The sequence below is a fragment of the Janthinobacterium breve genome, from assembly GCF_051380895.1.
Classification (GTDB): Bacteria; Pseudomonadota; Gammaproteobacteria; order Burkholderiales; family Burkholderiaceae_D; genus Janthinobacterium.
This window is the reverse complement of record NZ_JBNYXY010000002.1, coordinates 417632-444425: the sequence shown is the minus strand read 5'-3', so window position 1 is coordinate 444425 and position 26794 is coordinate 417632. Positions and strand designations below refer to the sequence as shown.

Sequence of the window (26794 nt, the reverse complement as noted above, 5' to 3'; positions counted from 1 at the left end):
AAAGGCATGTTGTCAGACGACGGCCGGCATCGGCGATTTGCTCTTGTAGTCGCACAAGTCGGCAATCATGCAGTTCCAGCATTGCGGTTTGCGCGCCGTGCACGTGTAGCGGCCGTGCAAGATGAGCCAGTGGTGGGCGTCGTGCAGGAATTCCTTGGGTATGAATTTCAGCAGTTTTTGCTCGACGATATCGACATTTTTGCCTGGTGCGATGCCGGTGCGGTTCGAGACGCGGAAGATATGCGTGTCGACCGCCATGGTCGGTTCGCCAAACGCCGTGTTCATGACCACATTCGCCGTCTTGCGGCCCACGCCGGGCAAGGCTTCCAGCGAGGCACGGTCGCGCGGCACTTCGCCGCCGTGCTGATCGAGCAGGATCTGGCAGGTGGCGATGACGTTCTTCGCCTTGGTGCGGAACAGGCCGATGGTGCGGATGTAGCTGGCCAGCTCGTCGACGCCCAGCGCCAGTATCGTGGCTGGGGTATTGGCGACCGGATACAGCAAGCGGGTCGCCTTGTTGACGGACACGTCCGTCGCCTGCGCCGACAGCAGCACGGCGATCAGCAGCTCGAATGGCGTCGTGTAGTCGAGTTCCGTTTTCGGCGAAGGATTGGCGGCGCGGAAGCGCGTAAAGATTTCCAGGCGTTTGGCAGCGTTCATGCGTCTTTTTTCGGGGTGGTGGGAGCTGGCTGGGCGGTGTCCGTGCTGGCGGCAGCGGCCTTGGCGCGCGCGCGCTCCATGGCGGCGGCGATGATGGCGCGCTTGCGCTCTTTTTCCGCCTGTTCGTCGGGCGTGACGGGCACTTCCTGCGTCACTTCCTGCATCTTGGCGACGGCCTTGGCGGCCAGGCGCGCGTCGTTGGCCTCGGCCTCGCGGCGCAGCCGCTGCGTGCGGAAATCGTGGCGCGCGCGGGCGTCGTCGGCGTCCATCTGGCTCCAGGCATCCCAGCCGGTGGCGTCGCCGCTGACGGGATACATCACGATGCAGTCGACGGGGCAGGGCGCCACGCACAGGTCGCAGCCCGTGCACAGGCTGGTCACCACCGTATGCATCTGCTTGGCGGCGCCGACGATGGCATCCACGGGACAGGCCTGGATGCACAGGGTACAGCCGATACACAGCGATTCGTCGATGTAAGCGACAGATCGCGGACGTTCGAGGCCATTGACGGGATTGAGTGGAATGACTTTCTTGCCCAGCAAGCCGGCCAGGCGCACGATGCCTTGCGCGCCGCCCGGCGGGCACTGGTTGATGTCGGCATTGCCTGCGGCTATCGCTTCCGCATACGGGCGGCAGCCGTTGTAGCCGCATTTGGTGCATTGCGTTTGCGGCAGCAAGTCTTCGATCTGGTCGGCAAGGGAGGGAGAGGCGGGATGCGGCACGGTCATCTTCAATACGGTAAAACGTTATTATCGGCCATCTGGGCCGCCTACAAGTAAAAACCTGTGTCGTGAAAGGGGATAGCGTGCGCTGTAGCAGGCTGTAGCAGGCTGTAGCAGGCTGTAGCAGGCGTGCCGCAAGCGTATTTTATTTCCCGCTGGAATGTCAAAGTGCAAATAAACAACTTTGCAATTTCTTTTTTTTGTGGGAGCATGATTTTTATCAAGCCTGTTATTAAAAAAGCCGACCGCCAGTCCTGTTGCCGCGCCTGCACTGCAAGGTGCGCCAGGCCATAGGAGCAAAACATGCGTTTCCTCCGGACAGTTGGTTTGCCCTTCTGTTTGTTCATGCACTCTACGCTTGCCGTTGCGCACGGGCAGGTTGCCTCCCCCATGGTGGCACAGGGTGCTGCCAGCTCGCGCATCGTCCGCTTCGCGGCGGAAGACTGGCCGCCCTTCATTTCCCATAGCTTGCCTGCCGATGGCATGTCGGGGGCGATGGTCAGCGCCATCTTCGAACGCCTGGGGTATGTCGTCAAATATGAGTATTTCCCGTGGAAGCGCGCCATGCAGTTTGGCCTGGGCAGTCCCCGCTACGCCGGGTTCCTGGCCGTCTGGCGCACCCCCGAACGGGAAAAACTCTGTCACTTTTCTGTTCCGGTTGGCAACACGCAGGGGGTGCTGGCCTACCTGAAGGAGGATGGCTTGCCCGGCGCCACCCTGGCCGAACTGGGCAAGCTGCGCATCGGCACCGTGGCCGGCTATTCGAATGGCGAGCAGTTCGATGGCATGGTGGCGCGTGGTGAACTGAAGACGGAAGAGGGCTTGAACGACGCCACGAATCTGAAAAAACTGTTCATCAAGCGTTACCGCGTGATCGTCATCGAGCGCCATGTCCTGCAGCATTTGCTGATGGGACGCAACTTCAGCAAGGCCGAGCGCGAGCGCATCGCCATCATCGATACGGTCTTCAAGGAGCGCCCCGTGCATGTGTGCTTCCAGCGCGATGCCGAAGGTGCCGCGCAGCAAAAGCGCTTCAACGAAGCGGCGCGCGACATCGATACGGCCCGGCTGGAACGCGATTACTGGAAGCGGCTCGACCAGAGCCTGGCCACCGCCCCCACCACTCACTGACGTCTTACGTCACTGTTGTTAATTGCCAAAACGAAATATCTAAATACGAAACCATTCGTTCTTGTTTGTTTGTCCATCCTTTAGTCTCCTGCCACTGTGTTGACGACGTTGAAAGGATGTTTTCGTATGCTGGAATTGATAGCCAAGCAAGACCCCGCCCCGCGTCTGCGGCAACTGACGCACGCCGTCTCGGTGGCCGTGCTGGTGCTGGGGGCGTCCGGTGCGGCCCATGCACAAGCGTCGCCGGACGGCGCTGGCGCGCTGGCTGACGCCCCGCTCGATGCCGTCATCGTGACGGGTGCGCGCGGCACGGGCCGCACGGTGGCCAACAGCGCCGCGCCCATCGACGTGATCAGCGCGCAGCAACTGCAGGCCACGGGGAAATTGAACCTGCTCGATGCGCTGGACACGGCCTTGCCGTCGTTTAACTTGCCGGCCCGCGTGCAGCCCGACCTGGGCAGCATCGTGCGCGCCGGGCAGCTGCGCAACCTCGATCCATCGCATACCCTGGTGCTGGTCAACGGCAAGCGACGCCATACGACGGCCATCGTCAATGAGGATGGTTTTCCCGGTTCCGTCGCCACCGACCTGGCCCTGATACCCACGGGTGCCATTGCCCGCGTGGAAATCTTGCGCGACGGCGCCTCGGCCATCTACGGTTCCGACGCCATTGCCGGCGTCATCAATATCATCCTGAAATCGGATGACAAGGGCAGCTTCGGCACGCAGTTCGGTTCCACCTACGATGGCGATGGCACGAACGGTTCCGTGCGCATCGATGGCGGCACGCGCCTGGGCGAGCGCGGCTTTGCCCACTTCGGCGCCGAAGTCCAGCGCCAGGGCATCGCCGTGCGCAATTTCGGCCTGAATCCCGCCTATCTGTCTTATCCCGCCGTGCGCAACAGCGATGGCCAGCTGGTGAAATTGGGACCGAACAACAGCTTGCCGGCCGGTGCCTCGCCGAACCCGGCCGAAGCGGGCCGCAACAGCAATCCATGGCGCAATACGGGCGTGCCGCAAAGTACGACCGCCGCGCTCAGCGCCAACCTCGGCTATGACGTGTCGAATGAGGTGCAACTGTACGGCTTCGGCACGTACGCGCACCGCAATGCCCGCTCGGCGCAGAATTTCCGCCTGCCCAATACCATTTTCAATAACAACCGCAGCTTGCTGTCCGTGTATCCCGACGGTTTCACGCCGTATGAAACGACGAGCGAGAACGATTTCGCGCTGACGGGCGGCATCAAGGGCGAAACGGCTGGCTGGAGCTGGGATGTCAGCAGCACCTACGGCCGCGACGATATCGACGTGGGCGTGGAAAACTCGGCCAATTACTCGCTGACTTATCCGGGTGGCAAGACCGATTTTGTCATCGGCAATCAGCGCTACAGCCGCTCGACCACCAACGCCGACGCGCGCCGCCCCGTGCCGCTGGGATTGAGCGAGCCGGCTGACCTCAGCGTCGGCCTCGAGTATTCGCACGAAACGCAGCAACGCAGCCCGGGCGAGCCCGCTTCCTGGCAGGGCAGCGGCTCGTCGGCATTGGCCGGCTACCTGCCCGTCGATGCCTCCGACACGGCGCGCCACAGCTATGCGGCGTATATCGGCCTGGGCGCCAAACTGACGCCGCAATTGCTGCTCGATACGGCCCTGCGTGCCGAGAAATATTCCGATTTCGGCAGCAAGAGCACGGGCCGTCTGTCCGCCCGTTATGACGTCACGCCCGCCGTGGCCGTGCGCGGCACCGTCAGCAACGGTTTCCATGCACCGAGCCTGGTGACGCAATCGTACTCGAACACCTCGGACCATGCGGGCGTGCCCTACACCCTGGCGCAGCCGAGCTCGGCCGCTGCGCGGGCCCTGGGCGCGCAAGCGTTGAAACCGGAGAAATCGACGAATCTGTCGGCCGGGCTGACCTTTAATCCTACGCCCACCCTGCGCTTTGCCGTTGACGCATATCAAATCAAGGTTAGCGACCGCCTGGGTGTGTCGTCGAACATCGGCATCGACCGCAGCTCGGGCGTGGCGCTCGACGGCAGTGGCCGCCCGCTGACGGCGGCGCAGGCCACGGTGATTGAAAACCTGCTGCGCTCGGCAGGATTGACTGTGGGCAATGGCCTGGTGGCGCATTATTTTGCCAACGTGGGCGACACGCGCACACGCGGCATCGACTTGACGGCCGAGGATGTATTGCGCGTGGCCGATGGCAAGCTGCGCTGGACGGCGGCGGCGAACATCAACCACACGAGCCTGGTGGACAAGGCGGCCTTGCCGGCGGTGCTGCAAGGCTTGCCAAACATCGGCACCCTGAGCAAATCGGCCGAGTACGACTTGTTGTACCGCGCACCGCGCGACAAGGAGATCATCACGCTGGCGTATGAAAAAGCCGGCTGGGTATTCAACGTGCGCGAGACGCGCTACGGCACGCTCAAGCGCCTGAACGCCATCACTGGCGGCGATTATCAGCTGAAGGCCGCCTTCGTGACGGATGTCAGCGTCGGCTACGACATCAGCAAGCGCATCAACGTGACGGTGGGCGTCAACAATGTCTTCGACCAGAAGCCAAGCCAGGTGCCGCGCGAAGCGCGCAGCGCGTCGAATCTGGCGCAGTACACGGGGGCGTACGACAACTCGGGACCACTTGGCGTTCTTGGTGCTTACTACTACGCCCGCGCCACTGTTCACTTTTGAACCGCCTTCTCTATCTCCATATAATCAAGAACAGGAAATCCTCTATGTCTGACAAAAATCAACACGCGGCCATCGATCTGGAATGGGCCAATCTTCTCTCTCCGCAACGCCGCACGGTCTTGCGTGGCGGTGGCCTGGTGGCGGCGCTGGCCGCTTCGGGCCTGGCTGGTTCGGCGCTGGCGCAGGATAGCGGGGTAAAGCGCGTAAAACCATCGGCGCCCGGCAAAAGCCCGTGGGGCGAGCATACGGATACGGCGCCCACGCCGCGCCCTGTCAGCGTGCGGCCCGGCGAGGAAGTCTTGCCGGGCAAGCCGCGCGCTTACACGGATATCGAGAGTTATCACGCGCATATCTATTTTGATGAAGACAGCTATCAGAAGGCGGCGCTGATACGCAAGTGGGCGGCCGAGCGCTTCCAGATCGAACTAGGCGACTGGAACCTGGAGCCGCGCGGCCCGCACGTGACGCCCTCGTTCTATTTCGGCTTTACCAATGATTTATTGCCCGTGATCGTGCCGTGGTTGCAACTGAACAGCCTGGGCCTGACGATACTGATCCACCCGAATACGGAAGATCCCCGTGCCGACCATCTGTATTACGCGCTGTGGGTGAACCGTTCGCAGCCCGTGAATGGCTATGCGATGAAGAAGCCGGGGCCGGGCGAGCCGAGAGTCGAGCAAATCTTTGTCAATACGCGCCCGACGGTGAAGATTGAAACGTCGCGCGCATGAGCTGGGCATAAAAGAAAACGGCACGCCAGGGTAGCCTGGCGTGCCGTTTTTGTTGAAACAAAGCCTATCAGCCGTGTTTCTGGATGAATTCGCCGATTTTCGGGCAAATGATCTCGCGCCAGCGGCGGCCCGAGAAGATGCCGTAGTGGCCGCATTTCGGCGCCACGAAGTCTTGTTGCATCTCGGCAGGGATGCCGGAACACAAATCATGCGCCGCCTGGGTCTGGCCGGCGCCGGAAATGTCGTCCAGTTCGCCTTCTACGGTAAACAGCGCCACGTTCGTGATGTCTTGCGGACGCACCAGCTGGCCGCCCACTTTCCAGGTGCCCATCGGCAGGCTGAATTCCTGGAAAACCGTTTTGATGGTTTCCAGGTAGTACTCGGCCGGCATGTCCAGCACGGCGTTGTACTCGTTGTAGAACTGGCGGTGGCCTTCTGCCGGCTCGTCATCGCCCGTCACCAGGTGCATGTAGAACTCGCGGTGGCTTTGTGCGTGGCGCCCAGGGTTCATGGCGATGAAACCGGCGTGCTGCAGGAAGCCCGGATAGACCTTGCGGCCAAAGCCAGGGTAGTTCGGCGGCACCGCGTAGATCACGGTGTTTTCAAACCACGAGAATTTCTTTTCCGTCGCCAGGTTGTTGACTTGCGTGGGCGAGCGGCGCGGGTCGATGGGGCCGCCCATCATCGTCATGGTTTTCGGCATGTGCGGATCTTTTGCCGTCGCCATCAGCGAGATGGCGGCCAGCACAGGCACGGTCGGTTGACAGACGGAAATCACGTGCAGATCAGGCGCCAGCAGGCGGATGAACTCTTGCACATAATAAATGTAGTCGTCCAGGTGGAACGGGCCTTCCGTCAGCGGTACCATGCGCGCGTCCGTCCAGTCGGTGATGTAGACATCATGCTCGGCCAGCAAGCCGCGCACGGTATCGCGCAGCAGGGTCGAGTGGTGACCGGACAGGGGGGCAACCAGCAAAACTTTGGGCTGTTGCAAGCCAGTGGCTTCTTTTTTAAAGTGAATCAGGCGGCAAAACGGTTTTGTCACGACAACGTGTTCGCGGATGTCGACGCTCTCGCCCTGGACGAGCACGGATTGGATGTCGAATTGCGGTTTTTCGTAGTCTTTGCCAAGGCGGTACATCAGCTCGTAGCCGGCCGCGATGCGCTGCGAAAACGGAGTGTGGGCCAGTGGGGAAACCGGGTTGGTAAATAACTTGGAGGACATGTCTGCCCATTGCATCACCGGAGTGAGGAAAGAGCGTTGCAGTTCGTGCAGTTGGTAAAGCATATAGAGTCCTTGTTTAATTCCAAGCGCCAATATCGGCTCAAAGATCATAATCCAATTCTACGATATTTGTTGAGGACAAAATGTGCTTTACCGCGCATAGGCCCACAGTTTGCGCATCGTTGTGACAGCGTGCCACACTGCGTGGATAGACCTGCAACGATGTTTTAAAAGCAAAAAAAGCAGCGTTTCCGCTGCTTTTGGTATATTTATTTGCCGTCATGCCCCTGCGGGGAGGAATATTCCCGCCGCTATGGCCGCCGCAACTGGCGTGCGCTTAGCGCACCAGCATGTCGAGCTTGTCCTTGACGTCCTTGTATTGCTCGGCTTCCGGCAAGGCAGCCTTCGTCTTGGTGATCGAAGGCCAGTTGCGGGCCAGATCGACGTTGATCTTGATGAAGGCTTGCTGGTCGCCCGGCACGTCTTCTTCCGCGAAAATCGCGTTCACCGGGCACTCTGCCACGCAGACGGCGCAGTCAATACATTCGTCCGGATCGATCGCCAGGAAATTCGGGCCTTCCCGGAAACAATCTACCGGGCAGACATCGACGCAGTCGGTATAGCGACAGGCGATGCAGGATTCGGTGACAACGTGGGTCATAACAGTCCTATCAATTTGGGGGGAGGTGCTGTAGCGCCTGCAGGAACCTCGGCGGCGCATACTAAAGCAAAGCATTGTATTTTAAGGCAATTCGCTATTTCTCACAAATCCCGCTTATATACAATACATATAAGCAAATTCATTTTTTCGCGTTGCCGTTGCCGCGCAGAGAGTGCAATTCAGCGACTATCCGGGACGTTGCCATGAAGAACGCAGCAAGAAAGCGACAGTCGCCCGCTGTGGCAGGGTGCCGGGCGGGCGGCGTGCTGTCTTGTCGTGTGGTGTTTTTGTTTTACTCAAATCAAGATCGCTGCCAAATACATGCCAGAAAAATCAGGCGCTGGCACGTATTTGCATCAGCAGCTGTTGCCAACGTGCATTTTCTGCACTGCCATCCTCGGCAAACGTGATGGTGCGGCGCGCGGTGGGCGCATCGACGGTGATCTGCCAGTGGGGGATATCGGCGCCCACCTGTTCTCCCGTAGCTTGCTGGTGCGTGAAAAAGCCGCTACTGGCCAGTGTCGCTTCCAGCCCGGGGCCAGCCGGATGGGCTTGCGTATCGATGTCATACTGTTCACTCAGGCCGGCAAAGCCGCCGCTGCTGCGGGCTGAAATTTTCATGGTGCTCCTTGTTGTCGATGGTGGTGGGCGCGCTATGGCCTGCCGCCAGTCCGGCAGGTCTGAAGCGGGAGTGCTGGTGCGCTGGTGCGCGGGTGTCTAGCGGGTGCCGTAACTGCGGCACCAGGCGGCCAGTGCTTCGCGCTCCGCTTCGAGCAATTGATCCGATTCGCTGTATTCCGCATGGTTCATGGTACCGCAGCAGGCGCGTCTGTCTTGCACGGCGCCGTCCCCGTCGACGACGTCGGGGGCAAAGGTCGTCTGGCCATCTTCTGCCATGGCATTGGCCTTGAGCACTTCGCGCACGGTAAAGCTGTTGCGGATGAAGTCCAGGTAGGCGCCATTGCCATCGGCCTCGGTGATCGTCAGCATGTGGCCAGCCACATCGGCATACGTTGCGGCTTGCTCGGGCGACGCCACCAGGGCCCGCAGGACCAGGCTGCGCAGATAGTCGCCGCAGCGGTGCAGCACGGCCGCATCGTCTTCCAGCTGGGGCCGGCGTTCGTGGGAAAAGATGTCGGCCAGAATGTCGTAGATGGCGCCCGTAAACACTTGTGAGATGGCGTGCACTTCCGTGCCTGCTTCCGATAATTTGATGTCGTTGTCGGCATTGCGCAAGCCGTTTGGCCGGCCCAGGGCCAGGCCGAACTGCTCGGCCAGGTCGGCCAGGAAGGTCTTGTCGTGCAGGTCGGACTTGGTTTGGGCAATCACCGCTTCCACCTGGTCGAGCTGCGACAGGGCGAGGAAGATGGCTGTCAGGTCGCCGAACGATTCGTGCAAGCCGCCCGTTTGCGGTGGATTGTTACTGAGCAGCCAATTCGGCTTGAGGCCATCGAGCACGGCGTGCCCCGTTTCATGCGAGACGATGTCGAGCGAGCGGCAGGTGTAGACGCGATCGGTGGCGCCGCTGGGGATGAAGTCGCCGAACTTGAGGGCCTTGTCGCTGCGGCTGTAATACGCATTCATGACATTGGGCAAGCCGTGCGGAAACACGCGCAGGGGCGCCGTATTGCTGGCGCTATTCCATTGCCAGGGCAGTGGCGGCGCCGTGTCGTTGCTGGCCAGCGCGCGCTGGTACATGGTGAGCGTCATGCGCACGATGGCAAAGGTGTGCACGGCATCGAACTGGTCTGTGTTGGGCGAGACGATGAAGTCGCCGAAGGCATTCGGGCTGACCTGCGCGATGCCCGGTTCGCCAAACGTGATGCGCGCGTCGCGCGGGCCTTGCAGGATCAGGCCGGGCAGGAAGGCCTTGCGCGTGCCCAGGTCGCTGACGGAGGGATCTTGTTTCCAGATCAGCACGCGCGAACCGACGGGTACGGCGGCCAGGTTGCGGGTCGTTGCGTCGCTCAGGCGGGGCAGGCCCGGCTGCAGGGTCAGTTGCGCATTCTTGCGGTGCTGGCGGTAGGGCGCCGATGGGGTAGGGACATAGCCGACGGGCAGGGACATGCATTTGGTCAATACGGCTTCGACCGGCACAATGACTTTCTGGTCCATGGTAGCTCTCCAAGACACGCGCAACTGGAACTGGAATAGTCGTCCCGCTTCGGCGTGTCCGGTTTGATGCAGCGCAAACGAGATGCGGGACGGCGGGCGTTTTTTTGCCTGGCCGGTGCCGGGCATGGTCGCGCCCGCCGCATGGCGGCTGCTATGATGCTGGCCGTATGGCCCCCGTTTTTATAATAAAAGGATCGTTTGATGGCGGATATAAATATAGTTCAGCAACATAAGCTGACAGCAGCAAAGGCGCGCGAAGCGGCGCAGCAAGTGGCCGACAAGCTGGCCCAGGAGTATGACCTGGCGTGCGCCTGGGATGGTGATGTGCTGCGCTTCGAGCGCAGCGGCGTCGATGGTTCGCTGACCCTGGAAAAAGAGCAGGCGCAACTGCAAATCAAGCTGGGCTTCATGCTCAGCGCCTTTGCCTCCACCATCGAAGGCAAGATTGCCGAGAAGATGCGCAAGGTGTTTGCCGAGCAAGTTTGATGTCGGGCCTGTACCTTGTCTGGCGCCATGTTTGGTGCTAGGGAGCGTGTTGCAGTGATGGGCGAAAAGACGATGAAAACACATCTCTTTTCGCCTTTTTTACGTTTGACCGTACGTTAGCGAACATTGCTAGCACATTTCTATTTGGAAAGCCATTGGACTTTAATGGCTTTTTGCGTTATACTTGAGTCATATTTACAACAGCTACACCGCGTTTCACCTTCTGCTTCGCAGTACTCCCCACTCGCTGAGTGGTGAATAATTCTTCGGGTTTTACACCCGCATCCAGTTAAAAAGTAGCTTGGTCGATTTTTTTTCGGTCAGATACATTTGGTTCCATGTATTTGCATGGCGCTAGCGTTGTTAAAAGTCCTGAACCACAGCCTCTTTTAGCACGCACACGGCACCCCGGCATCGGCTTTGGCCATCCGCTGGTCACACGCGTGTCACCCCCTGTTTCCTGTCGCTCCCGTGCGCTTTTGCGCCGTGGCGTAGCCGACGCAACAGGGTTTGCTGATTCCCGCCGCAAGCTAGCAGCTTGCTGGGTTTCATTCCATTCGTCAAATCGAGGGAGAACCACATCGTGGCAAAACAAATCATTATCGACCATGTGTTCAAAGTGTTCGGCGACAAGCCAGAAGAAGCACTTGAACTCGTCCGTCAGGGCGCCAGCAAGCAGGACATCCTGGCCCAGACCGACTGCACCATCGGCGTCTTCGACGCCACCTTTACTATTGAAGCGGGCGAGATCTTCGTCATCATGGGCCTGTCCGGTTCGGGCAAGTCGACCCTGGTGCGCATGCTGAACCGCCTGATCGAGCCGACTGCCGGCCGCATCCTGATCGATGGCAATGACATCAATACCTTGCCGGACGCCCAGCTGCGCGCCCTGCGCCGCAAGGACATCAGCATGGTGTTCCAGTCGTTCGCGCTGCTGCCGCAAATTACCGTGCTCGACAACACTGCCTTCGGCATGGAACTGGCCGGCATGCCCAAGGCCGAGCGCCATGCGCTGGCCCAGCAAGCGCTGGAGCAGGTGGGCCTGGACGGCTACGGCGCCAGCTATCCCGACGAATTGTCGGGCGGCATGCAGCAGCGCGTGGGCCTGGCCCGTGCGCTGGCTTGCGATCCATCGATTTTGCTGATGGATGAAGCGTTTTCAGCGCTCGATCCGATTATCCGTACGGAAATGCAATCGGAACTGCTGCGCTTGCAGCAAATCAAGCGCCGCACGATTGTCTTCATTTCGCATGACCTCGACGAAGCCATGCGCATCGGCGACCGCGTTGCTATCATGAAAGATGGTCACGTGGTGCAAGTGGGCACACCGGAAGAAATTCTGCGCAAACCAGCCAACGATTATGTGCGCAACTTCGTGCGCGGCGTCGATGCAGCGGCCGTCTTCAAGGCCAGCGATATTGCCCGCAAGAGCCAGATCGTGGTGTCCGAGTCGCCGAGCCGCGGCTCGCGCGCCGCGCTGTCGATGCTGGAAGAGCAGGATCGCGCGTTTGCATATGTTGTCAATCCGCAGCGCAAGTTCCTCGGCGTCGTCTCGGTCGATTCGCTGCGCAATGCGCTCGACGGCCATGTCGGTCCGCTGGGCCTGGCGCATGCCTATCTGCCCGACGTGCAGACCATCAATGCAGATGAGCCAGTCGCCGGCATGTTCGGCCAGGTGGCGCAACTGCCTTACGCCGTCCCTGTGGTGGCCAATGATGGCAGCTTCCGCGGCGCCATCAGCAAGACGACCTTGCTGAAGTTCCTCGACCGCGATACGCCAGCCATTGCCGAGCCACAATTACAGAAAGGACAAGCATGAACCCAAGCACCGTTTCCACAGTAGAAGCTGTTGTTGAACAGGCGGCCCAGATCAATCCCTGGCTGCCGGCAGCGCCGAGCGATACCTCCTGGCTGGACGCTGCCGCGTCCGCCGCCACGCCCGAACACGCCAGCGGCTTTCACCTGACGCAACTGTTTGACGGCTCGCTGCCGCTGGAAGCCTGGATCAACCAGGGCCTGGGTTGGGTCGTTGCCAATTTCCGTCCATTTTTCCAGGCCGTGCGCGCGCCGATCGACAGCACCCTGAATGGCGTGAGCGACGTGCTCTTGGCAGCCCCGTCGCTGACCGTGATCGCCATCGTCGGCTTGCTGGCCTGGCAATTTACCAGCCGCACCCTGGCCATCGGCACCGTATTGGCGCTGTTGGTGGTATCGATGCTGGGTATCTGGCCGGAAGCCATGATCACCTTGTCGCTGGTGCTCACCTCCTTGGCTTTTTGCCTGGCCATTGGCTTGCCGCTGGGCATTTTTCTTGCCAGCAGCGACCGCGCGCAGAATATCCTGCGCCCCTTGCTCGATGCCATGCAGACCACGCCCGCCTTCGTGTATCTGGTGCCGGTGGTGATGCTGTTCGGTATCGGTAATGCGCCAGGCGTGATCGTGACGATCATCTTTGCCCTGCCGCCGCTGGTGCGCCTGACCAACCTCGGTATCCGCCAGGTGCGTCCGGACCTGATCGAAGCGGCCCGCGCGTATGGCGCCTCGCCGTGGCAGTTGCTGACCCGCGTACAGTTTCCGCTGGCCATGCCGTCCATCATGGCCGGTATCAACCAGTCGCTGATGTTGTCGCTGTCGATGGTCGTGATCGCCTCGATGATCGCCGTCGGTGGCCTGGGTCAGATGGTATTGCGCGGCATCGGCCGCCTGGACATGGGCCTGGCCACCGTGGGCGGCCTGGGCATCGTGCTGCTGGCCATCACCCTGGACCGTTTGACGCAAGCGATGGGCCAGCCACGCCGTGGCGTACGCCATTGGTATCAGACAGGTCCTGCCGGTTTCGTGCTGCGCCTGGTGCGCGGCAATGCCGCCAAGGCCGAAGCGAATGCCGCTCAGCAAGCCACGCTTGCCAACGCACAATAAGAAAGGATACCCATGCATCAAATTGAAAATTTTAAAGTGACGCAAAAATCGCAACGCAAGTTCCAGTTGTTTTCTGTCCTGGCGATCGCCGCCCTGGCCCTGACCACCAGCCTGGCCATGGCGCAAACGCCGGCTGCGCCTGCCGGTGCGTTGCCCGGCAAGGGCATCAAGGTGCAGGCGCTGCAAAGCTCGATCGCGGAAGAAACCTTCCAGACCATGCTTGTCGAGCGCGCCCTGGAAAAGCTCGGTTATGAAATGCAGCCGATCAAGGAAGTGGAATATCCGACCGCGCATATCGCGATCGCCAATGGCGACGCGACCTTTCTGGCCGTGCACTGGGACCCCTTGCACAAGGACTATTACAACAATGCCGGCGGCGACGCCAAACTGCTGCGCACGGGCCAGTATGCCGGTCCTGCCGCGCAAGGCTACATGATCGACAAGGCGACGGCCGAGAAGTACAACATCACCAATATCGACCAGCTGCGCGATCCCACCCTGGCCAAGCTGTTCGACCATGATGGCGATGGCAAGGCTGATTTAACGGGCTGCAACCCCGGCTGGGGCTGCGAGGCGATGATCGAAAACCACATGGATGCCTACAAGCTGCGTGCAACGGTCAAGCATGTGCAGGGCAGCTATTCTGCGCTGATCGCCGATACCATCGGCCGCTACAAGCGTGGCGAGCCGATCCTGTACTACACGTGGACACCTTACTGGGTCAGTGGCGTGCTGGTGCCGGGCAAGGATGTCGTGTGGCTGAAAGTGCCGTTCTCGTCCACACCCGAGAAGACGAATACCCGTCTCGACGATGGCAGCGACTATGGTTTTGCCGTCAATACCACACGCATCGTCGTGAACCGCGACTGGGCCGCTAAGAACCCGGCGGCCGTGAAACTGTTTGAAGTCATGCGACTGCCGATTGCCGACATCAATGCACAGAACGAGCGCATGCGCATTGGCGAAAACACGCAAGCCGATATCGCGCGCCATACGGCCGGCTGGATCAAGTACCATCAGCAGACGTTTGACGGCTGGATCGCGCAAGCGCTGGCGGCAGCGAAGAAGTAAGTTTGTGCTTGTTACAGGCATAAAAAAAGTGGCTACCGATTTGGTAGCCACTTTTGCGTTTTCGGCCTGTTTTGGTGGTTTTTTGTGAGTTTTCAGCCGTTTTCGGCCTATTTCTCTGCAAAACAGGCATCTGTCGCGTTTAATCCTTCAAGTCTTCGATCAAGTCGATGTATTGCTGTTGCGCCTCTTCCTTCGAGGTGCCGGCCAGGGCCGCCCAGGCGTCGAACTTGGCGCGGTTGACGAAGTCGGTCATGCCAGGACGCTCGCCCGTGGCGTCGCCGCTCGACGCTTGCTTGAACAAGGCGTAGATTTTCAACAAGGTCATATTGTCCGGACGCTCGGACAGGGTCTTGGAATCGAGCTGCGCTTGTTCAAATTGCTCTTGTAAACTCATGATGGCTCCTGTGTGCTGATGGAATCGCTGGAAAAGTGCGGCAGGCCCGGCGGAGTGGCCACCGTGCGTGCTGCAGTGCCTGACATCATAGTGAAAAAAGGGCGCCGTGCATTAGAGGGCTTATTCAAAACAAAAGCGCCGCCGCTGAGTGAACAGGGGCGGCGCCTGGCGCGGTCTTGCGAGCGCGGCCTGCTTCTTATAGACCCAGCTTATACGCCCAGCAGTTCGACGTCGAAAATCAGGGTGGCGTTCGGTGGAATCGCGCCGCCGGCGCCGCGTGCGCCATAGCCCAGTGCTGCCGGGATGATCAGCTGGCGCTTGCCGCCCACTTTCATGCCTTGCACGCCTTCGTCCCAGCCTTGAATGACGCGGCCTGCGCCCAGCGGGAATTCGAATGGGTCGTTGCGGTCTTTGCTCGAGTCAAATTTCGAACCGGCGCTGCCGTCGTCGTTTTGCAGCCAGCCCGTGTAATGCACGACAACATTGTTGCCGGCTTGCGCTTCAGCGCCTTCGCCGACGACGGTATCGATGTATTGCAGGCCGGAAGCGGTAGTGGTGGTGGTCATGATAATCCTTGTGTAGGCGATGAAAGCTACAGATTGTAGAGCAATGAGTTGCAAAGCGCCATTCCAGGCCCGGCGCAGGGAAAAAGGGGAAATTACGGCAATGTGTGGCTGAAGGTCGCATTTAAGGGGGGATTTAATACAAAAAATACAGTGTTCCACGTAAAATGCCTGTTTTGTATTTAACAGTGATTTCTTCCATGTTCCGCAGTCTACGCCGCCTTGTTTTTTCCTCGCTGTGCCTGGTTTCCGCAATGTCCACGGCGCAAGCCGAAGTGGTGGTGGTACTCAATTCCCGTGATGCCACGGTGCAACTGCTGGACCAGAAAACCTATGCTCCACTGTCTACCTTTGCCGTCGGCAAGGAACCGCACCATCTGATGGAGACGCCGGACGGCAAATCGCTGATCGTCGCCAGTTCCGTCGGCAACGAATTGATCTTCCTTGACCCCGTGTCGGGCCAGATCCAGCGCCGCATCGGCAATATCCTCGACCCTTACCAGATCGGCTTTTCGCCGGACCAGAAGTGGTTCATCTCGAATTCGCTGCGCCTGGACCGCATCGACCTGTACCGCTACGACGGCAAGAGCCTGACCCTGGCCAAGCGTATCGCGCTGCCAAAGTTGCCCAGCCACATGGCGTTCACGGCCGACAGCAGCATGGCTTTCATTACGCAGCAGGGCAGCAACCAAGTCAGCGCCATCGATCTGGCCACGCAGACCGTGAAATGGACCATGCCTGTGGGCCCCGCGCCAGCCGGCATCACCATGACGCCCGATGGTAACTATTTGCTGGTGGGCATCATGGGCAGCGATTACGTGGAAGTGATCGACTGGCGCACGCAAAAGACCGTCAAGCGCATCAAGGCGGGCGCCGGCACGCATAATTTCCGCGCGCTGGGCGACAAGCGCATGACCTTTGTGTCGAACCGCGTGTCGAACACCATCAACATCATCGACCAGAAGACGCTGGAAAATGTGGGCACCATCAATGTGCCGGGCGGCCCGGACTGCATGGAAATCACGCCCGATGGCAAGACCATGTGGGTAACCCTGCGCTGGATCAAGAAAGTGGCCGTGATCGATCTGACGACGCGCAAGGTCATCAAGACCATTCCTGTCGGCCGCTCGCCCCATGGCGTGTATTTCGCCACCCACTCGCCGCGCATGTGATGATGCAGCGTCTTATTCTGACTGGCGGCTTGCCCGCCATGTTGCTGTGCGCCAGCGCCATGCCGTCGCCCGCGCATGCGGCCGCACCTACCGCCGGGTCTGCCACCGCATTTGCTACCCCCACCGCCGCGCCGGCCGCCTGCAAGGGCACCATCTACATGACGTTCGACACGGGCAGCCAGTCGCAAGCGCAACTGATCGCCGACGTGCTGAATAAACGTCATGTGAAGGCGACCTTCTTCCTGGCCAATGAAAAGACCACGCGCGGCGACTATTCGCTCGACCCGTCGTGGGCGCCGTACTGGAAGGCCCGCGTCGCCGAAGGCCATGCGTTCGGCACGCATACGTTTGACCACGTGTACTGGAAGAAGGATCTGGCCAACGGCTTGATCCAGGTCAAGCCGCAGTTCGGCAAGGAGGGCGGCAAGCTGGCGTCGTTGACCGATCAACAGTTTTGCGAGGAATTGCGCCGGGTCGATACGCGCTTCCAGGAGCTGACCGGGCACAAGCTCGATCCGTTCTGGCGCGCGCCGGGCGGCTACACCTCGCCGCGCACCCTGGCGGCCGGCAGCGCCTGCGGCTACCAGCATGCAGGCTGGGCGCCAGCGGGGTATTCCGGCGATGAGCTGCCCAGCGACAAGTATTCAAACGCCATGCTGCTGAAAAAAGCGCTGGCCAACTTGCGCAGCGGCGACATTTTCATTTCGCACATGGGCATCTGGTCGCGCAAAGAGCCGTGGGCGCCCGCCAACCTCGATGCCTTGATTTTCGGCTTGCAAGAGAAGGGTTTCTGTTTTGCCACCCTGCGCGAGCATCCCGCCTACGCGCAGAAGAAAGGCCGGCCATGATCGCCGCCGACATCAGCGCCATCGTGCAACCGGCCATCGACGCCGTGGTCGACGCCTTTGGCGTGGCGCAAGGCTGGTTGTTCCAGACTGTGGTGAATCCTCTCGTCTACCACCTGGGCTTTGGCGAATTCACGGAAGAGGCGTTCGAGGGCACGGAATGGCTGCTGATCGGCCTGTGCGAGCTGGTGCTGCTGTTTCTTGTGTTGCGCCCGCTCGAAGCCTTGATTCCCGCGCAAAAGATCACCGACGCGCGTGCCCGCTGGAACGACTTTATTTACACGGTGCTGCACCGCATCGGCCTGTTTTCCGTGCTGGTCTTCTTTACGCTCGATCCGCTGATGGATGCGCTGGCGGGCGCTTTGCGTTTCGATAACATCCATCCCCTGAACCTGGAGTCGCTGTTGCCTGGCATCAGTCCCTTGCTCAGTTTTATTATTTATTTTGTGATACTGGACTTTGTCGACTATTGCTACCATCGGGCTTCGCACCATTTCGGCTGGTGGTGGGGCTTGCACAGCCTGCATCACAGTCAGCAAAACATGAACTTGTGGAGCGATGACCGCAACCATTTGCTCGATGACTTCTTGCGCGACGTGGTGATGGCCCTGGTGGCGCTCGGCATCGGCGTGCCGCCTGGCCAGTATGTGCTGCTGGTGTCGATTTCGCGTATTTTGCAAAGCTTGCAGCATGCGAATGTGAGGATACACTTCGGCCGCATCGGCGAGCGGCTGTTGATCTCGCCCCGTTTCCACCGCACGCATCATGCCATTGGCGTGGGGCACGAGTCGAAAGGCAAGGGCAGCATGGGCGGTTGCAACTTCGGCGTGGTCTTGCCGATTTGGGATATGCTGCTGGGCACCGCGAATTTCTCGGCGGGCTACGCACGCACGGGCGTGCGCGACCAGCTGGCACGCATCGACAGCAAGGGCATCGGCCGGCCGGGGCGCAACTATGGCCGCGGCTTCTGGCAGCAGCAATGGCTGGGCCTGCGCCGCATGGTGGAATTTGCAGGAATTAAACGAAAAGGACGCCGTTGATGCGTAATGTGTTGAATTCGTATGGCCGCGCCTTGCTGTCGCAATTGCATGGCAAGATATTGCTGCTGAGCGTCGCGCCGTTCATCCTGTCGGTGATCCTGTGGGGCGCCCTGCTGTATGTAGGCCTGCAGCCGCTGATCGACAGCTTGCATGCGTTGTTTATCGAATACGATTTCTTCCGCACCAGCGGACAGGTGCTGGCCACCTTTGGCCTGGGCGTGCTGAAAGCCGTGATCGTGCCCCTGATTGCCATGTTCATGCTGCTGCCACTGATGATATTGACGGCGCTCATTTTCATGGGCCTGTTCGCCATGCCGGCCATCGGCCGCCACATTGGCGGGCGGCACTTTCCGCAACTGGAAAAGAAACATGGCGGCAGCTTGGCTGGAAGCGTCGGCACCTCGCTGGCCACGTTCTTGCTGTTCATCGTCGTCTGGGTAGTCATGCTGCCCCTGTACGCGTTTCCGCCCGCCGCATTGGTGGGGCAAGCCGTGCTGTGGGGCTGGCTGACCTACCGCGTGATGGCGTATGACGCCATGGCCGACTATGCCAGCGTGGAAGAGCGTCACGCCATCATGCGCACGCAGCGCTGGCCCCTGCTGGCCATCGGCATGGTGTCCGGCGCGGCCGGCGCCGTGCCGGGCATGCTGTGGATGGGCGGCGTGATGTCGGTGGTGTTCTTCCCCTTCCTGGCGGCGTTTGCCATCTGGCTGTATGTACTGATCTTTATCTTTACGGGTCTGTGGTTCCAGTATTACTGCCTGGAAGCACTGTCGCGTTTGCGGGGCGTACGCGGCATGACCGACGTGGCGCCGGCGGACGCCTGACCTTAGTTAATCCTGACCTTTAATCGAATCGAACGAGGAAGTTCCATGGCTATCGGATTGATCATCATCGGCGACGAAATCCTGTCGGGCAAGCGCACGGACCAGCATTTCCCGAAAGTAGTGAGCATGCTCAAGCAGCGCGGCTTGCAGCTGAGCTGGGCGGAGTACGTGGGCGACGAACCGGCCCGCCTGGTCGCCTTGCTACAGCGCAGTTTTGCCAGCGGCGACATCGTTTTCAGCTTTGGCGGCATCGGCGCCACGCCGGACGACCATACGCGCCAGGCGGCGGCCGATGCGCTGGGCTTGCCGCTGGTGCTGCATCCGCAGGGCAAGGTCAATATCCAGCAGCGCATCACGGAAATGGGCGAAGAAACGGGCGTGCCGGCGGACTTGAACTCGCCGGAAAACCTGCACCGCCTGAAAATGGCGGAATTTGTCGCAGGCGCCGAGCTGATTCCGAATCCGTACAACAAGATTGCCGGCTTTGCCATACACGAACATTATTTCGTGCCGGGCTTTCCCGTCATGTCCTGGCCCATGATCGAATGGGTGCTCGACACGCATTACAGCCATCTGTTCAACCAAGTGCCGCATGCGGAACATGCCTTGCTCGTGTATGAAACGGCCGAGTCCTTGTTGACGCCGCTGATGGTGCGCCTGGAAGCGGAGTTTCCGCTGATCAAGGTGTTCAGCCTGCCCAGCGTGGGCGATGCGCAGACGCGCCGGCATATCGAACTGGGCGTCAAGGGCGAACCGGCGCAAGCGGCGGCCGCCTTTGCGGACATGCGCGCCGCGCTCGACGCCCTGCATGCGGAATACACCACCATCTGAGCTGCTGCCAGCCCGGCGCCGGCGGCTTTTTCGCTGGCGTCCAGCCCGCCGTGCGTCTATGTACGCAAGCGTACGTTCCAGGACGTTGTTTTTTTGCGAAAATCTTTAATGAAGCAAGATTTTTGTGTGCGCTCGTCAGTCGTTTTCATGCCGATGTGGTGGAATGGTGAACAGGGGCCTTGCTTGTCATTGCGGGGTCGCCTGCCTGTGCAGTAGCGTGTTTTTTTGATTCACCGGTATGGACATCATGTTAAGCAAGCTTTGTTGTGACCGGCCCTGGCCGGCCCTCGTCTTATCCTGCGCGGAGCGGTATCGCTACCGCCTTTTCCGCGCCGTCCAAACCCAACCTTACCCCAGCATCCCATGACAGACACAGGCGTCAACCTGGCCGCGCAAGAGCGGCCCCCCTCTGATCCAGCTGCCGAGGCGCCGCCGCCTGCGAGCCCGCCGAAGAAGCGCCGGTCGCGCATCTGGCCGATCTTTGCCATCATCGTGCTGGCGCTGATCGCCGGCGTGGCGTGGTTCGTCATGCGCGAAGTGCGTACCTCGGCCCTGCAGGCCGAGTTTTTCACGCGCCTGGACCGCCAACTGACGTTCAAGGTCGAGCCTGGCCCTGCACCGGCGGGCGCCATCCGCTACCCGCAGCATGGTCCGTATGACGAGCGGCTCGGCTATGCCAGCCTGCCGGACTTTATTAGCAAGCTGAATGCGCGCGACTATGCCGTCACGGCGCAGGCACGCATGTCGCCGAAAATGGTGCAACTGGTCGACCGGGGCATCTTTGCCACCTATCACGAGAAAAACCGCGCCGGGCTGACCATCCTCGATTGCCGCGCCGCACCCTTGTTCGCGGCCAGTTATCCCGAGCGCATGTTCGACAGCTTTGCCGAAGCGCCCCCCGCGCTGGTGCAAAGCCTGCTGTTCATCGAAAACCGCGAATTGCTCGACCCGGGCACGCCCGAGCGCAATCCCGCCGTGGAATGGGATCGTTTGAGCAAGGCCATCCTCGACAAGGCGCTGAACCTGTTTGGCGGCCACCGGGGCGGTGGCGGCAGCACCCTGGCCACGCAAATCGAAAAATACCGCCATTCGGAAGACGGGCGCACCAGTTCCATGCAGGACAAGCTGCTGCAGATGCTGTCGGCCAGCCTGCGCTCGTATCAGGATGGCGAGAACACCATGGAAGCGCGGCGCAAGATCGTCGTCAATTACCTCAATACCGTGCCGCTGTCGGCCAAAAGCGGTTTTGGCGAAGTCAACGGCATTGGCGACGGCATGTGGGTCTGGTATGGCCGTCCATTTGCCGAAGTGAAAACTTTGCTTAACGGCAATATGGAGCAGCCCGGTAGTGCGCTGGCCTACAAGCAGGCGCTGAGCCTGTTGATCGCGCAGCGCCGTCCTTCACATTATCTGGTGGCCGGTGGCGCCGACCTGGAAGAATTGACCAACAGCCATCTGCGCCTGCTGGCGCAGGCGGGCGTGATCTCGCCGCAGCTGCGCAATGCGGCCATCGCCGAGAAGCTGCGCCCGTCGACGGCTTCGGGCGTGCAATCGGAAGCGTCCACCTCGTTTGTCACGCGCAAGGCCTCGAATGCCGTGCGCAACCACCTGGCCAGCATGCTCGGTGATCCGCGCTTGTACAACCTCGACCGCCTCGACCTGAAAGTGGTCAGCACGCTCGACGCTCAGGCGCAAAACGCCGTCACCAAGGTCTTGCGCGAGTTGCGCGACCCGGAAGTGGCGAAAGCGGCCGGCCTGACGGGCAAGGGCATGCTGGGCAATGGCGACCCGGCCAACGTCGTCTACAGCTTTACCCTGCTGCAAAAGGGCGAGCAAGCCAACTTGCTGCGCGTGCAAACGGATAACTTTGACCAGCCGCTCGACATCAACGAAGGCGCCAAGCTGGACCTGGGTTCGACGGCCAAGCTACGCACCCTGGTCACCTATCTGGACATCATCGACCAGTTGCACCAGCGCTACAGTGGCATGGGCGCGGCCGAGCTGGGCAAGATTACCGTCGATCCGAAGGACATGCTGTCGCAGTGGGCGATTGCCTACCTGAAACCATTGCCGCTCGGCGAGGCGCGCAACTTGCCGGCCATGCTGGCGGCCGCCATGGAACGCAAATATTCGGGCAATCCGGGCGAAGGTTTCTTCACGGGCGGCGGTTTGCATCATTTCGGCAACTTTTCCAAGCTCGACGACAGCCGCATCCTGACGGTGCAGCAGGCGCTGCGCCAGTCGACCAACCTGGTGTTCGTGCGCCTGATGCGCGACGTGGCGCGCTACTACATGTTTTCGCGCCCCGATTCGTCGGCTTCCCTGCTGGCGGATGCGGACGACCCGCGCCGCGCGCAGTACCTGAGCCGTTTTGCCGACAAGGAAGGGCGCGAATTCCTGCACCGCTTCTATCAGAAGTACCGCGGCAAGAGCGTTGACGAGCAGGAAAAGATCCTGCTGGCCAGCATTCGCCCGACCCCCGTGCGCCTGGCGAATATCTTCCGCACCATCAATCCGAAGGGCACGGTGGCGGAATTCGGCGATTTCCTCAACGCCAACTTGCCATCGCAAAACGAAGTGCCGCCCGAGCGCGTCGCCAAGATGTACCAGCAGTACGCGATGGAAAACTGGTCCTTGGCCGACCGCGGTTATCTGGCCAATGTGCATCCGCTGGAACTGTGGATGGTGGCGTATCTGCGCCAGCACGAAGGCTCCACCCTGTCGCAGATGGTGGCAGCCAGCGAGAAGGAACGCCAGGAAGTGTACAAATGGCTGTTCAATACGCACCGCAAGCATGCGCAGGACCGCCGCATCGCCAACTTGCTGGAAGTGGAGGGCTTCCTGGAAATCCACCGCCAGTGGAAGAAGATGGGCTATCCGTTTGATTCGCTGGTGCCGTCCTACGCGACGACTTTGGGTGCGTCCGCCGACCGTCCCGCCGCACTGGCCGAGTTGATGGGCATCATCATCAACGATGGCGTGCGCAAACCGAGTGTGCGCATCGATTCCATGCATTTCGCCGCCAACACGCCATATGACACCATGGTCAAGCGGGGCACGAAGGTGGAGGCGGAACAAGTGCTGTCGCCGGACGTGGCCAAGGCCGTCGCCAAGGCTATCCGCGAAGTGGTGTCGGACGGCACGGCGAAACGGGCGAAGACGGCATTCGTCGGCGCCGACGGCGTTCCGATTCCCATGGGCGGCAAGACGGGCACGGGTGACCAGCGCTTCGACGTATATGGCGCCGGCGGCCGATTGATCGAGTCGCGCTATGTGAACCGTTCGGCGACATTCGTGTTCAATATCGGCGAACGCTTCTACGGCAGCATGACGGCGTATGTGCGGGGACCGGAATCGAAGCACTACGATTTCACCAGCGCCTTGCCCGTGCAACTGCTGGTGTCCCTGGCGCCGAGCCTGATGCCGCTGATCGAGCCGCCCGCGCCGGCCGAGGGCGTGGCCAAGCAGTGCACGAATTAAATCGTTGCTGCAACTAAAAGCCGGCCTGAATGGGCCGGTTTTTTTATGGAGGAGAAAGTGATGATGGACAAGACGCAGCAAATTTTTGCGCAATATCACCGCTTTGACGATGGCGCGCTCGTGTCCATCGAACAGGTGTATGGGCCCCGGGGCGTGCAGGCCGTGCGTATCGTCTTGCACGCGAGAAATCATGCGCTGGACGGCAATGTCTGGCGCCGAGTCGCCATCACGGTGGGCGAGGTGCGGGAATTGCTGGTCAGGATGCCGGGCAACTTCATCAACCGCATCTGCTGCGGCGTGAAGTTGCTGCGTTTCGGCGACGTCTGGTGCGTCGATGTCGACGGCACGTACACGCATGATGATCCCGCTACACTGGACGAAGTGCGCCGCGATGGCGATTGCTATGTCATCGGCGGCACGGTCGAGGCAATCGAACTCGATTAGCCGGCAAATTCTGCCATCTTGCCGGCCAGGCGCGCATGGTAGGCGGTAATGGCGGGAGTCTCGGGACGTTGCATCGGCGCCATCAGCCAGCGCTTGACGGACAGGCCCAGCACAATATCGGCCAGGGTGAACGTTTCACCGCAGACATAGGCGCCCGTGCGCTGCAACTGCTGCTCCAGGATGCCCATCATCTTGTTCCATCCGGCGATACCGGTCGCCAGCTGCTTTGCATCCTGGTGCGCGGGGCTGTGGCGCACCAGCGACATGAAGGCGTAGCGCCAGCTGTTGTTCAAATCACCCATTTGCCAGTCCATCCATTTTTCCACTTCCGCGCGGGCACGGGGATGACTTGGCAGCAAGTCGTCGCGGCCCGCCTGGGCGCACAGGTAGCGGCAAATCGTGTTCGATTCCCACAGCACCAGGTCGCCATCGAGCAGCACTGGCACCATGGCGTTCGGATTCAAGGCCAGGAAGGCGGGGTCGTCGGTGGAGCGAAAGCCGCTGCCCCAGTCTTCGCGTTCATACGGCAGGTCGAGTTCCTCGCACGTCCACAAGACTTTGCGGACATTAATCGAGGCGGCTTTTCCAAGAATTTTCAGCATGCAGGGCTCCGTGGGGCAGATGATCGATCTGCCACTGTAGCCGAAATGGCCACGCCGCGCATGTGAAAGTGCCTTGCATAGTTGGGCTTTTCTTGGCATCGTAGCCACCCATGAAACCTATGCGCCACCACATGTCCAAAATCCTCGCGTTCAGCCGCTTCTCCGTGCGCGATTTCCTCGCCACCGCCGGTCCCACCTTGCTGCTGGTTGGCGCGTTTTGCGCGCTCGCTTACTGGCTGGTCGACCCGGCGCCACCGCGCCACGTGAGCCTGTCGACGGGGCAGGACAATAGCGCGTATGAAGAATTCGGCAAGAAATATGCAGCCACCTTGGCCAAGCACGGCATCAAGGTGACCTTGCAGCCGTCGCTGGGCTCGCAGGAAAACCTGCAGCGCCTCAATAGCGGCAAGACCGATATCGCCTTCGTGCAAAGCGGCTCGACGGAGCACGCCGATGCCGAGCGCCATGGCTTGATTTCGCTGGGCAGCCTGTTTACGGAACCCGTCTGGCTGTTCCTGCGCGAAGACAAGGCGGTGACGGAACTGACGCAATTGAAAGGCATGAAGATCAACCTGGGGCCGGAAGGCACGGGCGTGCCCAGCCTGTTCCGGCAGTTGCTGTCCGTGAATGGTGTCGAAGCGAACGAGTTGACGGTGAGCGACTTGCAAAACACGCCTGCCACGGTGGAGCTGCTGGAAGGGCGCATCGACGGCCTCGTGTTCAGCTCGGCGCCGGAAGCGCCGCTGATCCAGATGCTGCTGCAAACGCCGGGCATCAAGCTGTTTGATTTTTCGCAAGCCGAGGCGTACACGCGGCGCCTGCCTTTCCTCACGCATGTCGTCTTGCCACGCGGTATCGTCGACCTGGGGAAAAACATCCCTGCGCAGGATTACCACCTGATCGCGCCGACCGCCACCTTGGTCGCGCGCGAGGACTTGCATCCTGCCCTGGTCGACCTGTTCGTGCAGGCGGCGGCCCGCATTCATGGCGGCACGGGCTGGTTCCAGCAACAGGGGCAGTTCCCGTCCGCGCGCTATACGGAAATTCCCGTGGCGCCCGAAGCGCTGAAGTTCTACAAGGATGGCGCACCCGTGCTGCAGCGCTATATGAGTTTCTGGCTGGCCAATTTCTTTGACCGCATGTGGGTGCTGGTGGTGGCGCTGGGCGCCTTGATATTGCCCCTGTCGCGCGTGGTGCCGCCACTGTACGTGTGGCGCATCCGCTCGCGCGTGTACCGCTGGTATGGCCAGCTGCGCACGGTCGAGCAGGCGCTGGAAGACGTGCCGCAAGAGCAGCGTGCGCAAGTGTATGTGGCGCAATTGAAGCGGCTGGACCAGATCGAGGAAATGGTCAACCAGATCTCCATTCCCCTGTCGTTTGCCGATGGCCTGTATGGCTTGCGCAGTCACATCAATTTCGTGCGCAAGCGCATCTTGACCCTGATGGGCGAGCATCCTGCGCTTGAAGAGGGCGAGCCGGCCTGAGCGCTTAAACGAGGGTGATCGACAGCTTGCGCCCCACCAGCGCGGCGGCCCGCTCCAGGGTGGAGAGCGTCACGTCGCTGCTGGGGTCGAGCAGGCGGTCCAGCTGCGAGCGGCTTGTCTGCAGCAGGGCCGCCATGCGCGTCTTCGACATCGCTTGTTCCTGCATGGCTTGCGTCAGTTGCCAGGCGATCACTTCCTTGATGGCGCGGTTTTGCGTTTGCTCGAAGATGCCTTCTTCCTTGAGGAAGTCGTCGAGACGGCTGCCCAGATGGGGAGCGGTGGCGTTCATGTCAGTTCCTTGTAGCGTTTGCGGGCCAGCGCCAGGTCGTCGTCCGGCGTGGCGCGGGTTTTCTTGATAAAGCCGTGCAAGGCCACCAGGCAATCGCCGTGATGGCAGATCAGCACGCGGGCGATGCGCTTGCCGGGCAAGCTGCTGCGTACTTCCGATAAACCTTGCCCCAGATGCCGGCACAGGGGCATGCCCACGGGCCAGCGCCATTGCGCATGCATCAAGTCTTGCCCGATCACATGGCGCTCTTCGATGGGCAGCGACTTGAGCCAGTCGCGCACGGGTTCGCCACCATGGCCGTTCGCATAGAACAGCAGGGTAATCTGCCGCAAGCCGGAAGCATCCATGACGCACCTCTGCGTTGTACTATGTAAGGTACATTTTCGCAAGGTAAATCTGCGCTGCTCTTGA

General features: G+C 60.7%; 27 protein-coding genes. 15 read left to right on the top strand and 12 right to left on the bottom strand.

Translation table 11 applies throughout. The features are described from left to right. Window positions 1-12: 12 nt before the first annotated feature. From nth to ACQ4W0_RS04785, 3 genes are read right to left on the bottom strand one after another with little or no spacing between them, the layout of a single operon-like run. On the bottom strand, window positions 13-660 hold the full coding sequence (gene nth, locus ACQ4W0_RS04795; protein ID WP_436575725.1) for an endonuclease III: 648 nt from the start codon (window positions 658-660) through the stop codon (window positions 13-15). Next, window positions 657-1388 carry an electron transport complex subunit RsxB gene (rsxB, locus tag ACQ4W0_RS04790; protein WP_436575724.1) on the bottom strand — a complete coding sequence of 244 codons (732 nt, stop codon included), beginning with the start codon at window positions 1386-1388 and terminating at the stop codon, window positions 657-659. The genes nth and rsxB overlap by 4 nt, the downstream gene beginning before the upstream one ends. Window positions 1389-1429: 41 nt before the next feature. Beyond that, window positions 1430-1729, bottom strand: coding sequence for a hypothetical protein (locus tag ACQ4W0_RS04785; RefSeq protein WP_436575723.1), 300 nt, complete (start codon window positions 1727-1729; stop codon window positions 1430-1432). A gap of 43 nt (window positions 1730-1772) precedes the next feature. On the opposite strand from ACQ4W0_RS04785, the gene ACQ4W0_RS04780 reads away from it, so the two are divergent. The 3 genes from ACQ4W0_RS04780 to ACQ4W0_RS04770 all read left to right on the top strand — a co-directional run bounded on the left by ACQ4W0_RS04780 (window position 1773) and on the right by ACQ4W0_RS04770 (window position 5935). Then, complete coding sequence (locus tag ACQ4W0_RS04780) at window positions 1773-2513, top strand: substrate-binding periplasmic protein (protein ID WP_436575722.1); 741 nt, start codon at window positions 1773-1775, stop codon at window positions 2511-2513. 126 nt (window positions 2514-2639) lie between these two features. Further along, window positions 2640-5204 carry a TonB-dependent receptor plug domain-containing protein gene (locus ACQ4W0_RS04775; protein WP_436575721.1) on the top strand — a complete coding sequence of 855 codons (2565 nt, stop codon included), beginning with the start codon at window positions 2640-2642 and terminating at the stop codon, window positions 5202-5204. Window positions 5205-5248: 44 nt separating this feature from the next. Further along, window positions 5249-5935: a DOPA 4,5-dioxygenase family protein gene (locus tag ACQ4W0_RS04770; protein WP_436575720.1), complete on the top strand. Its 687-nt coding sequence runs from the start codon at window positions 5249-5251 to the stop codon at window positions 5933-5935. A gap of 67 nt (window positions 5936-6002) precedes the next feature. Here ACQ4W0_RS04770 and ACQ4W0_RS04765 read toward each other — a convergent pair whose 3' ends face one another. From ACQ4W0_RS04765 to ACQ4W0_RS04750, 4 genes are all read right to left on the bottom strand, one after another. Next, window positions 6003-7223, bottom strand: a complete 1221-nt coding sequence (locus tag ACQ4W0_RS04765) for a polyhydroxyalkanoate depolymerase (RefSeq protein WP_070260064.1) — start codon at window positions 7221-7223, stop codon at window positions 6003-6005. Between the two features lie 274 nt (window positions 7224-7497). Further along, window positions 7498-7821 carry a ferredoxin FdxA gene (fdxA, locus tag ACQ4W0_RS04760; RefSeq protein WP_010395176.1) on the bottom strand — a complete coding sequence of 108 codons (324 nt, stop codon included), beginning with the start codon at window positions 7819-7821 and terminating at the stop codon, window positions 7498-7500. Window positions 7822-8154: 333 nt separating this feature from the next. Continuing rightward, window positions 8155-8442, bottom strand: a complete 288-nt coding sequence (locus ACQ4W0_RS04755) for a protealysin inhibitor emfourin (protein WP_436575719.1) — start codon at window positions 8440-8442, stop codon at window positions 8155-8157. Window positions 8443-8538: 96 nt separating this feature from the next. Then, window positions 8539-9936 carry a gluzincin family metallopeptidase gene (locus ACQ4W0_RS04750; RefSeq protein WP_436575718.1) on the bottom strand — a complete coding sequence of 466 codons (1398 nt, stop codon included), beginning with the start codon at window positions 9934-9936 and terminating at the stop codon, window positions 8539-8541. 201 nt (window positions 9937-10137) lie between these two features. On the opposite strand from ACQ4W0_RS04750, the gene ACQ4W0_RS04745 reads away from it, so the two are divergent. From ACQ4W0_RS04745 to proX, 4 genes are all read left to right on the top strand, one after another. Then, window positions 10138-10422 carry a polyhydroxyalkanoic acid system family protein gene (locus tag ACQ4W0_RS04745; RefSeq protein ID WP_436575717.1) on the top strand — a complete coding sequence of 95 codons (285 nt, stop codon included), beginning with the start codon at window positions 10138-10140 and terminating at the stop codon, window positions 10420-10422. A 583-nt stretch (window positions 10423-11005) separates the two neighbouring features. Beyond that, window positions 11006-12241 carry a glycine betaine/L-proline ABC transporter ATP-binding protein ProV gene (gene proV, locus ACQ4W0_RS04740; protein ID WP_436575716.1) on the top strand — a complete coding sequence of 412 codons (1236 nt, stop codon included), beginning with the start codon at window positions 11006-11008 and terminating at the stop codon, window positions 12239-12241. Next, on the top strand, window positions 12238-13341 hold the full coding sequence (gene proW, locus ACQ4W0_RS04735) for a glycine betaine/L-proline ABC transporter permease ProW (protein WP_436575715.1): 1104 nt from the start codon (window positions 12238-12240) through the stop codon (window positions 13339-13341). Before proV ends, proW begins: the two co-directional genes overlap by 4 nt. 12 nt (window positions 13342-13353) lie before the next feature. Beyond that, window positions 13354-14412: a glycine betaine/L-proline ABC transporter substrate-binding protein ProX gene (proX, locus tag ACQ4W0_RS04730; RefSeq protein ID WP_436575714.1), complete on the top strand. Its 1059-nt coding sequence runs from the start codon at window positions 13354-13356 to the stop codon at window positions 14410-14412. Window positions 14413-14551: 139 nt separating this feature from the next. Here the strand turns inward: proX and ACQ4W0_RS04725 are convergent, their stop codons facing one another. Both ACQ4W0_RS04725 and ACQ4W0_RS04720 read right to left on the bottom strand, forming a co-directional pair. After that, window positions 14552-14806 (bottom strand): acyl-CoA-binding protein, encoded by a 255-nt coding sequence (locus tag ACQ4W0_RS04725; RefSeq protein WP_034782468.1) that lies wholly within the window; start codon window positions 14804-14806, stop codon window positions 14552-14554. 209 nt (window positions 14807-15015) lie between these two features. Then, window positions 15016-15372, bottom strand: a complete 357-nt coding sequence (locus ACQ4W0_RS04720) for an FKBP-type peptidyl-prolyl cis-trans isomerase (protein ID WP_010395194.1) — start codon at window positions 15370-15372, stop codon at window positions 15016-15018. Between the two features lie 197 nt (window positions 15373-15569). Between ACQ4W0_RS04720 and ACQ4W0_RS04715 the strand changes: the two genes are divergently transcribed. The 7 genes from ACQ4W0_RS04715 to ACQ4W0_RS04685 all read left to right on the top strand — a co-directional run bounded on the left by ACQ4W0_RS04715 (window position 15570) and on the right by ACQ4W0_RS04685 (window position 24008). Further along, window positions 15570-16541 carry a YVTN family beta-propeller repeat protein gene (locus tag ACQ4W0_RS04715; protein WP_495542775.1) on the top strand — a complete coding sequence of 324 codons (972 nt, stop codon included), beginning with the start codon at window positions 15570-15572 and terminating at the stop codon, window positions 16539-16541. Between the two features lie 38 nt (window positions 16542-16579). Next, window positions 16580-17389: a polysaccharide deacetylase family protein gene (locus ACQ4W0_RS04710; protein ID WP_436575836.1), complete on the top strand. Its 810-nt coding sequence runs from the start codon at window positions 16580-16582 to the stop codon at window positions 17387-17389. Next, a complete protein-coding gene (locus ACQ4W0_RS04705) occupies window positions 17386-18426 on the top strand; it encodes a sterol desaturase family protein (protein WP_436575712.1) in 1041 nt (346 codons plus the stop codon). The genes ACQ4W0_RS04710 and ACQ4W0_RS04705 overlap by 4 nt, the downstream gene beginning before the upstream one ends. Continuing rightward, entirely contained in the window at window positions 18426-19253 is an 828-nt protein-coding gene (locus tag ACQ4W0_RS04700; protein WP_436575711.1) for an EI24 domain-containing protein, read from the top strand. The genes ACQ4W0_RS04705 and ACQ4W0_RS04700 overlap by 1 nt, the downstream gene beginning before the upstream one ends. Before the next feature lie 45 nt (window positions 19254-19298). Continuing rightward, window positions 19299-20084 (top strand): competence/damage-inducible protein A, encoded by a 786-nt coding sequence (locus tag ACQ4W0_RS04695; RefSeq protein WP_436575710.1) that lies wholly within the window; start codon window positions 19299-19301, stop codon window positions 20082-20084. A 363-nt stretch (window positions 20085-20447) separates the two neighbouring features. After that, window positions 20448-23564, top strand: a complete 3117-nt coding sequence (locus ACQ4W0_RS04690) for a transglycosylase domain-containing protein (protein WP_436575709.1) — start codon at window positions 20448-20450, stop codon at window positions 23562-23564. 60 nt (window positions 23565-23624) lie between these two features. Further along, window positions 23625-24008: a hypothetical protein gene (locus ACQ4W0_RS04685; protein WP_436575708.1), complete on the top strand. Its 384-nt coding sequence runs from the start codon at window positions 23625-23627 to the stop codon at window positions 24006-24008. On the opposite strand, the gene ACQ4W0_RS04680 is transcribed toward ACQ4W0_RS04685, so the two are convergent. Then, window positions 24005-24610: a glutathione S-transferase family protein gene (locus tag ACQ4W0_RS04680; protein ID WP_436575707.1), complete on the bottom strand. Its 606-nt coding sequence runs from the start codon at window positions 24608-24610 to the stop codon at window positions 24005-24007. The two genes, ACQ4W0_RS04685 and ACQ4W0_RS04680, sit on opposite strands and share 4 nt — an antisense overlap. Window positions 24611-24741: 131 nt before the next feature. Between ACQ4W0_RS04680 and ACQ4W0_RS04675 the strand changes: the two genes are divergently transcribed. After that, the gene (locus ACQ4W0_RS04675; protein ID WP_436575706.1) at window positions 24742-26094 is read left to right on the top strand and encodes a TAXI family TRAP transporter solute-binding subunit; all 1353 of its coding nucleotides are present in this window, start codon (window positions 24742-24744) and stop codon (window positions 26092-26094) included. 4 nt (window positions 26095-26098) lie between these two features. Here the strand turns inward: ACQ4W0_RS04675 and ACQ4W0_RS04670 are convergent, their stop codons facing one another. Beyond that, the gene (locus ACQ4W0_RS04670) at window positions 26099-26383 is read right to left on the bottom strand and encodes a Fis family transcriptional regulator (protein ID WP_436575705.1); all 285 of its coding nucleotides are present in this window, start codon (window positions 26381-26383) and stop codon (window positions 26099-26101) included. After that, the gene (locus ACQ4W0_RS04665; protein WP_436575704.1) at window positions 26380-26730 is read right to left on the bottom strand and encodes a type II toxin-antitoxin system RelE/ParE family toxin; all 351 of its coding nucleotides are present in this window, start codon (window positions 26728-26730) and stop codon (window positions 26380-26382) included. The genes ACQ4W0_RS04670 and ACQ4W0_RS04665 overlap by 4 nt, the downstream gene beginning before the upstream one ends. Window positions 26731-26794 lie beyond the last annotated feature (64 nt).

Bases quoted from the DNA above. Each gene is read 5' to 3' on its own strand.
- nth (WP_436575725.1), bottom strand. From the start codon at position 660: ATGAACGCTGCCAAACGCCTGGAAATCTTTACGCGCTTCCGCGCCGCC.
- rsxB (WP_436575724.1), bottom strand. From the start codon at position 1,388: ATGACCGTGCCGCATCCCGCCTCTCCCTCCCTTGCCGACCAGATCGAA.
- ACQ4W0_RS04785 (WP_436575723.1), bottom strand. From the start codon at position 1,729: ATGAACAAACAGAAGGGCAAACCAACTGTCCGGAGGAAACGCATGTTT.
- ACQ4W0_RS04780 (WP_436575722.1), top strand. From the start codon at position 1,773: ATGGTGGCACAGGGTGCTGCCAGCTCGCGCATCGTCCGCTTCGCGGCG.
- ACQ4W0_RS04775 (WP_436575721.1), top strand. From the start codon at position 2,640: ATGCTGGAATTGATAGCCAAGCAAGACCCCGCCCCGCGTCTGCGGCAA.
- ACQ4W0_RS04770 (WP_436575720.1), top strand. From the start codon at position 5,249: ATGTCTGACAAAAATCAACACGCGGCCATCGATCTGGAATGGGCCAAT.
- ACQ4W0_RS04765 (WP_070260064.1), bottom strand. From the start codon at position 7,223: ATGCTTTACCAACTGCACGAACTGCAACGCTCTTTCCTCACTCCGGTG.
- fdxA (WP_010395176.1), bottom strand. From the start codon at position 7,821: ATGACCCACGTTGTCACCGAATCCTGCATCGCCTGTCGCTATACCGAC.
- ACQ4W0_RS04755 (WP_436575719.1), bottom strand. From the start codon at position 8,442: ATGAAAATTTCAGCCCGCAGCAGCGGCGGCTTTGCCGGCCTGAGTGAA.
- ACQ4W0_RS04750 (WP_436575718.1), bottom strand. From the start codon at position 9,936: ATGGACCAGAAAGTCATTGTGCCGGTCGAAGCCGTATTGACCAAATGC.
- ACQ4W0_RS04745 (WP_436575717.1), top strand. From the start codon at position 10,138: ATGGCGGATATAAATATAGTTCAGCAACATAAGCTGACAGCAGCAAAG.
- proW (WP_436575715.1), top strand. From the start codon at position 12,238: ATGAACCCAAGCACCGTTTCCACAGTAGAAGCTGTTGTTGAACAGGCG.
- proX (WP_436575714.1), top strand. From the start codon at position 13,354: ATGCATCAAATTGAAAATTTTAAAGTGACGCAAAAATCGCAACGCAAG.
- ACQ4W0_RS04725 (WP_034782468.1), bottom strand. From the start codon at position 14,806: ATGAGTTTACAAGAGCAATTTGAACAAGCGCAGCTCGATTCCAAGACC.
- ACQ4W0_RS04720 (WP_010395194.1), bottom strand. From the start codon at position 15,372: ATGACCACCACCACTACCGCTTCCGGCCTGCAATACATCGATACCGTC.
- ACQ4W0_RS04715 (WP_495542775.1), top strand. From the start codon at position 15,570: ATGTTCCGCAGTCTACGCCGCCTTGTTTTTTCCTCGCTGTGCCTGGTT.
- ACQ4W0_RS04710 (WP_436575836.1), top strand. From the start codon at position 16,580: ATGTTGCTGTGCGCCAGCGCCATGCCGTCGCCCGCGCATGCGGCCGCA.
- ACQ4W0_RS04705 (WP_436575712.1), top strand. From the start codon at position 17,386: ATGATCGCCGCCGACATCAGCGCCATCGTGCAACCGGCCATCGACGCC.
- ACQ4W0_RS04700 (WP_436575711.1), top strand. From the start codon at position 18,426: ATGCGTAATGTGTTGAATTCGTATGGCCGCGCCTTGCTGTCGCAATTG.
- ACQ4W0_RS04695 (WP_436575710.1), top strand. From the start codon at position 19,299: ATGGCTATCGGATTGATCATCATCGGCGACGAAATCCTGTCGGGCAAG.
- ACQ4W0_RS04690 (WP_436575709.1), top strand. From the start codon at position 20,448: ATGACAGACACAGGCGTCAACCTGGCCGCGCAAGAGCGGCCCCCCTCT.
- ACQ4W0_RS04685 (WP_436575708.1), top strand. From the start codon at position 23,625: ATGATGGACAAGACGCAGCAAATTTTTGCGCAATATCACCGCTTTGAC.
- ACQ4W0_RS04680 (WP_436575707.1), bottom strand. From the start codon at position 24,610: ATGCTGAAAATTCTTGGAAAAGCCGCCTCGATTAATGTCCGCAAAGTC.
- ACQ4W0_RS04675 (WP_436575706.1), top strand. From the start codon at position 24,742: ATGTCCAAAATCCTCGCGTTCAGCCGCTTCTCCGTGCGCGATTTCCTC.
- ACQ4W0_RS04670 (WP_436575705.1), bottom strand. From the start codon at position 26,383: ATGAACGCCACCGCTCCCCATCTGGGCAGCCGTCTCGACGACTTCCTC.
- ACQ4W0_RS04665 (WP_436575704.1), bottom strand. From the start codon at position 26,730: ATGGATGCTTCCGGCTTGCGGCAGATTACCCTGCTGTTCTATGCGAAC.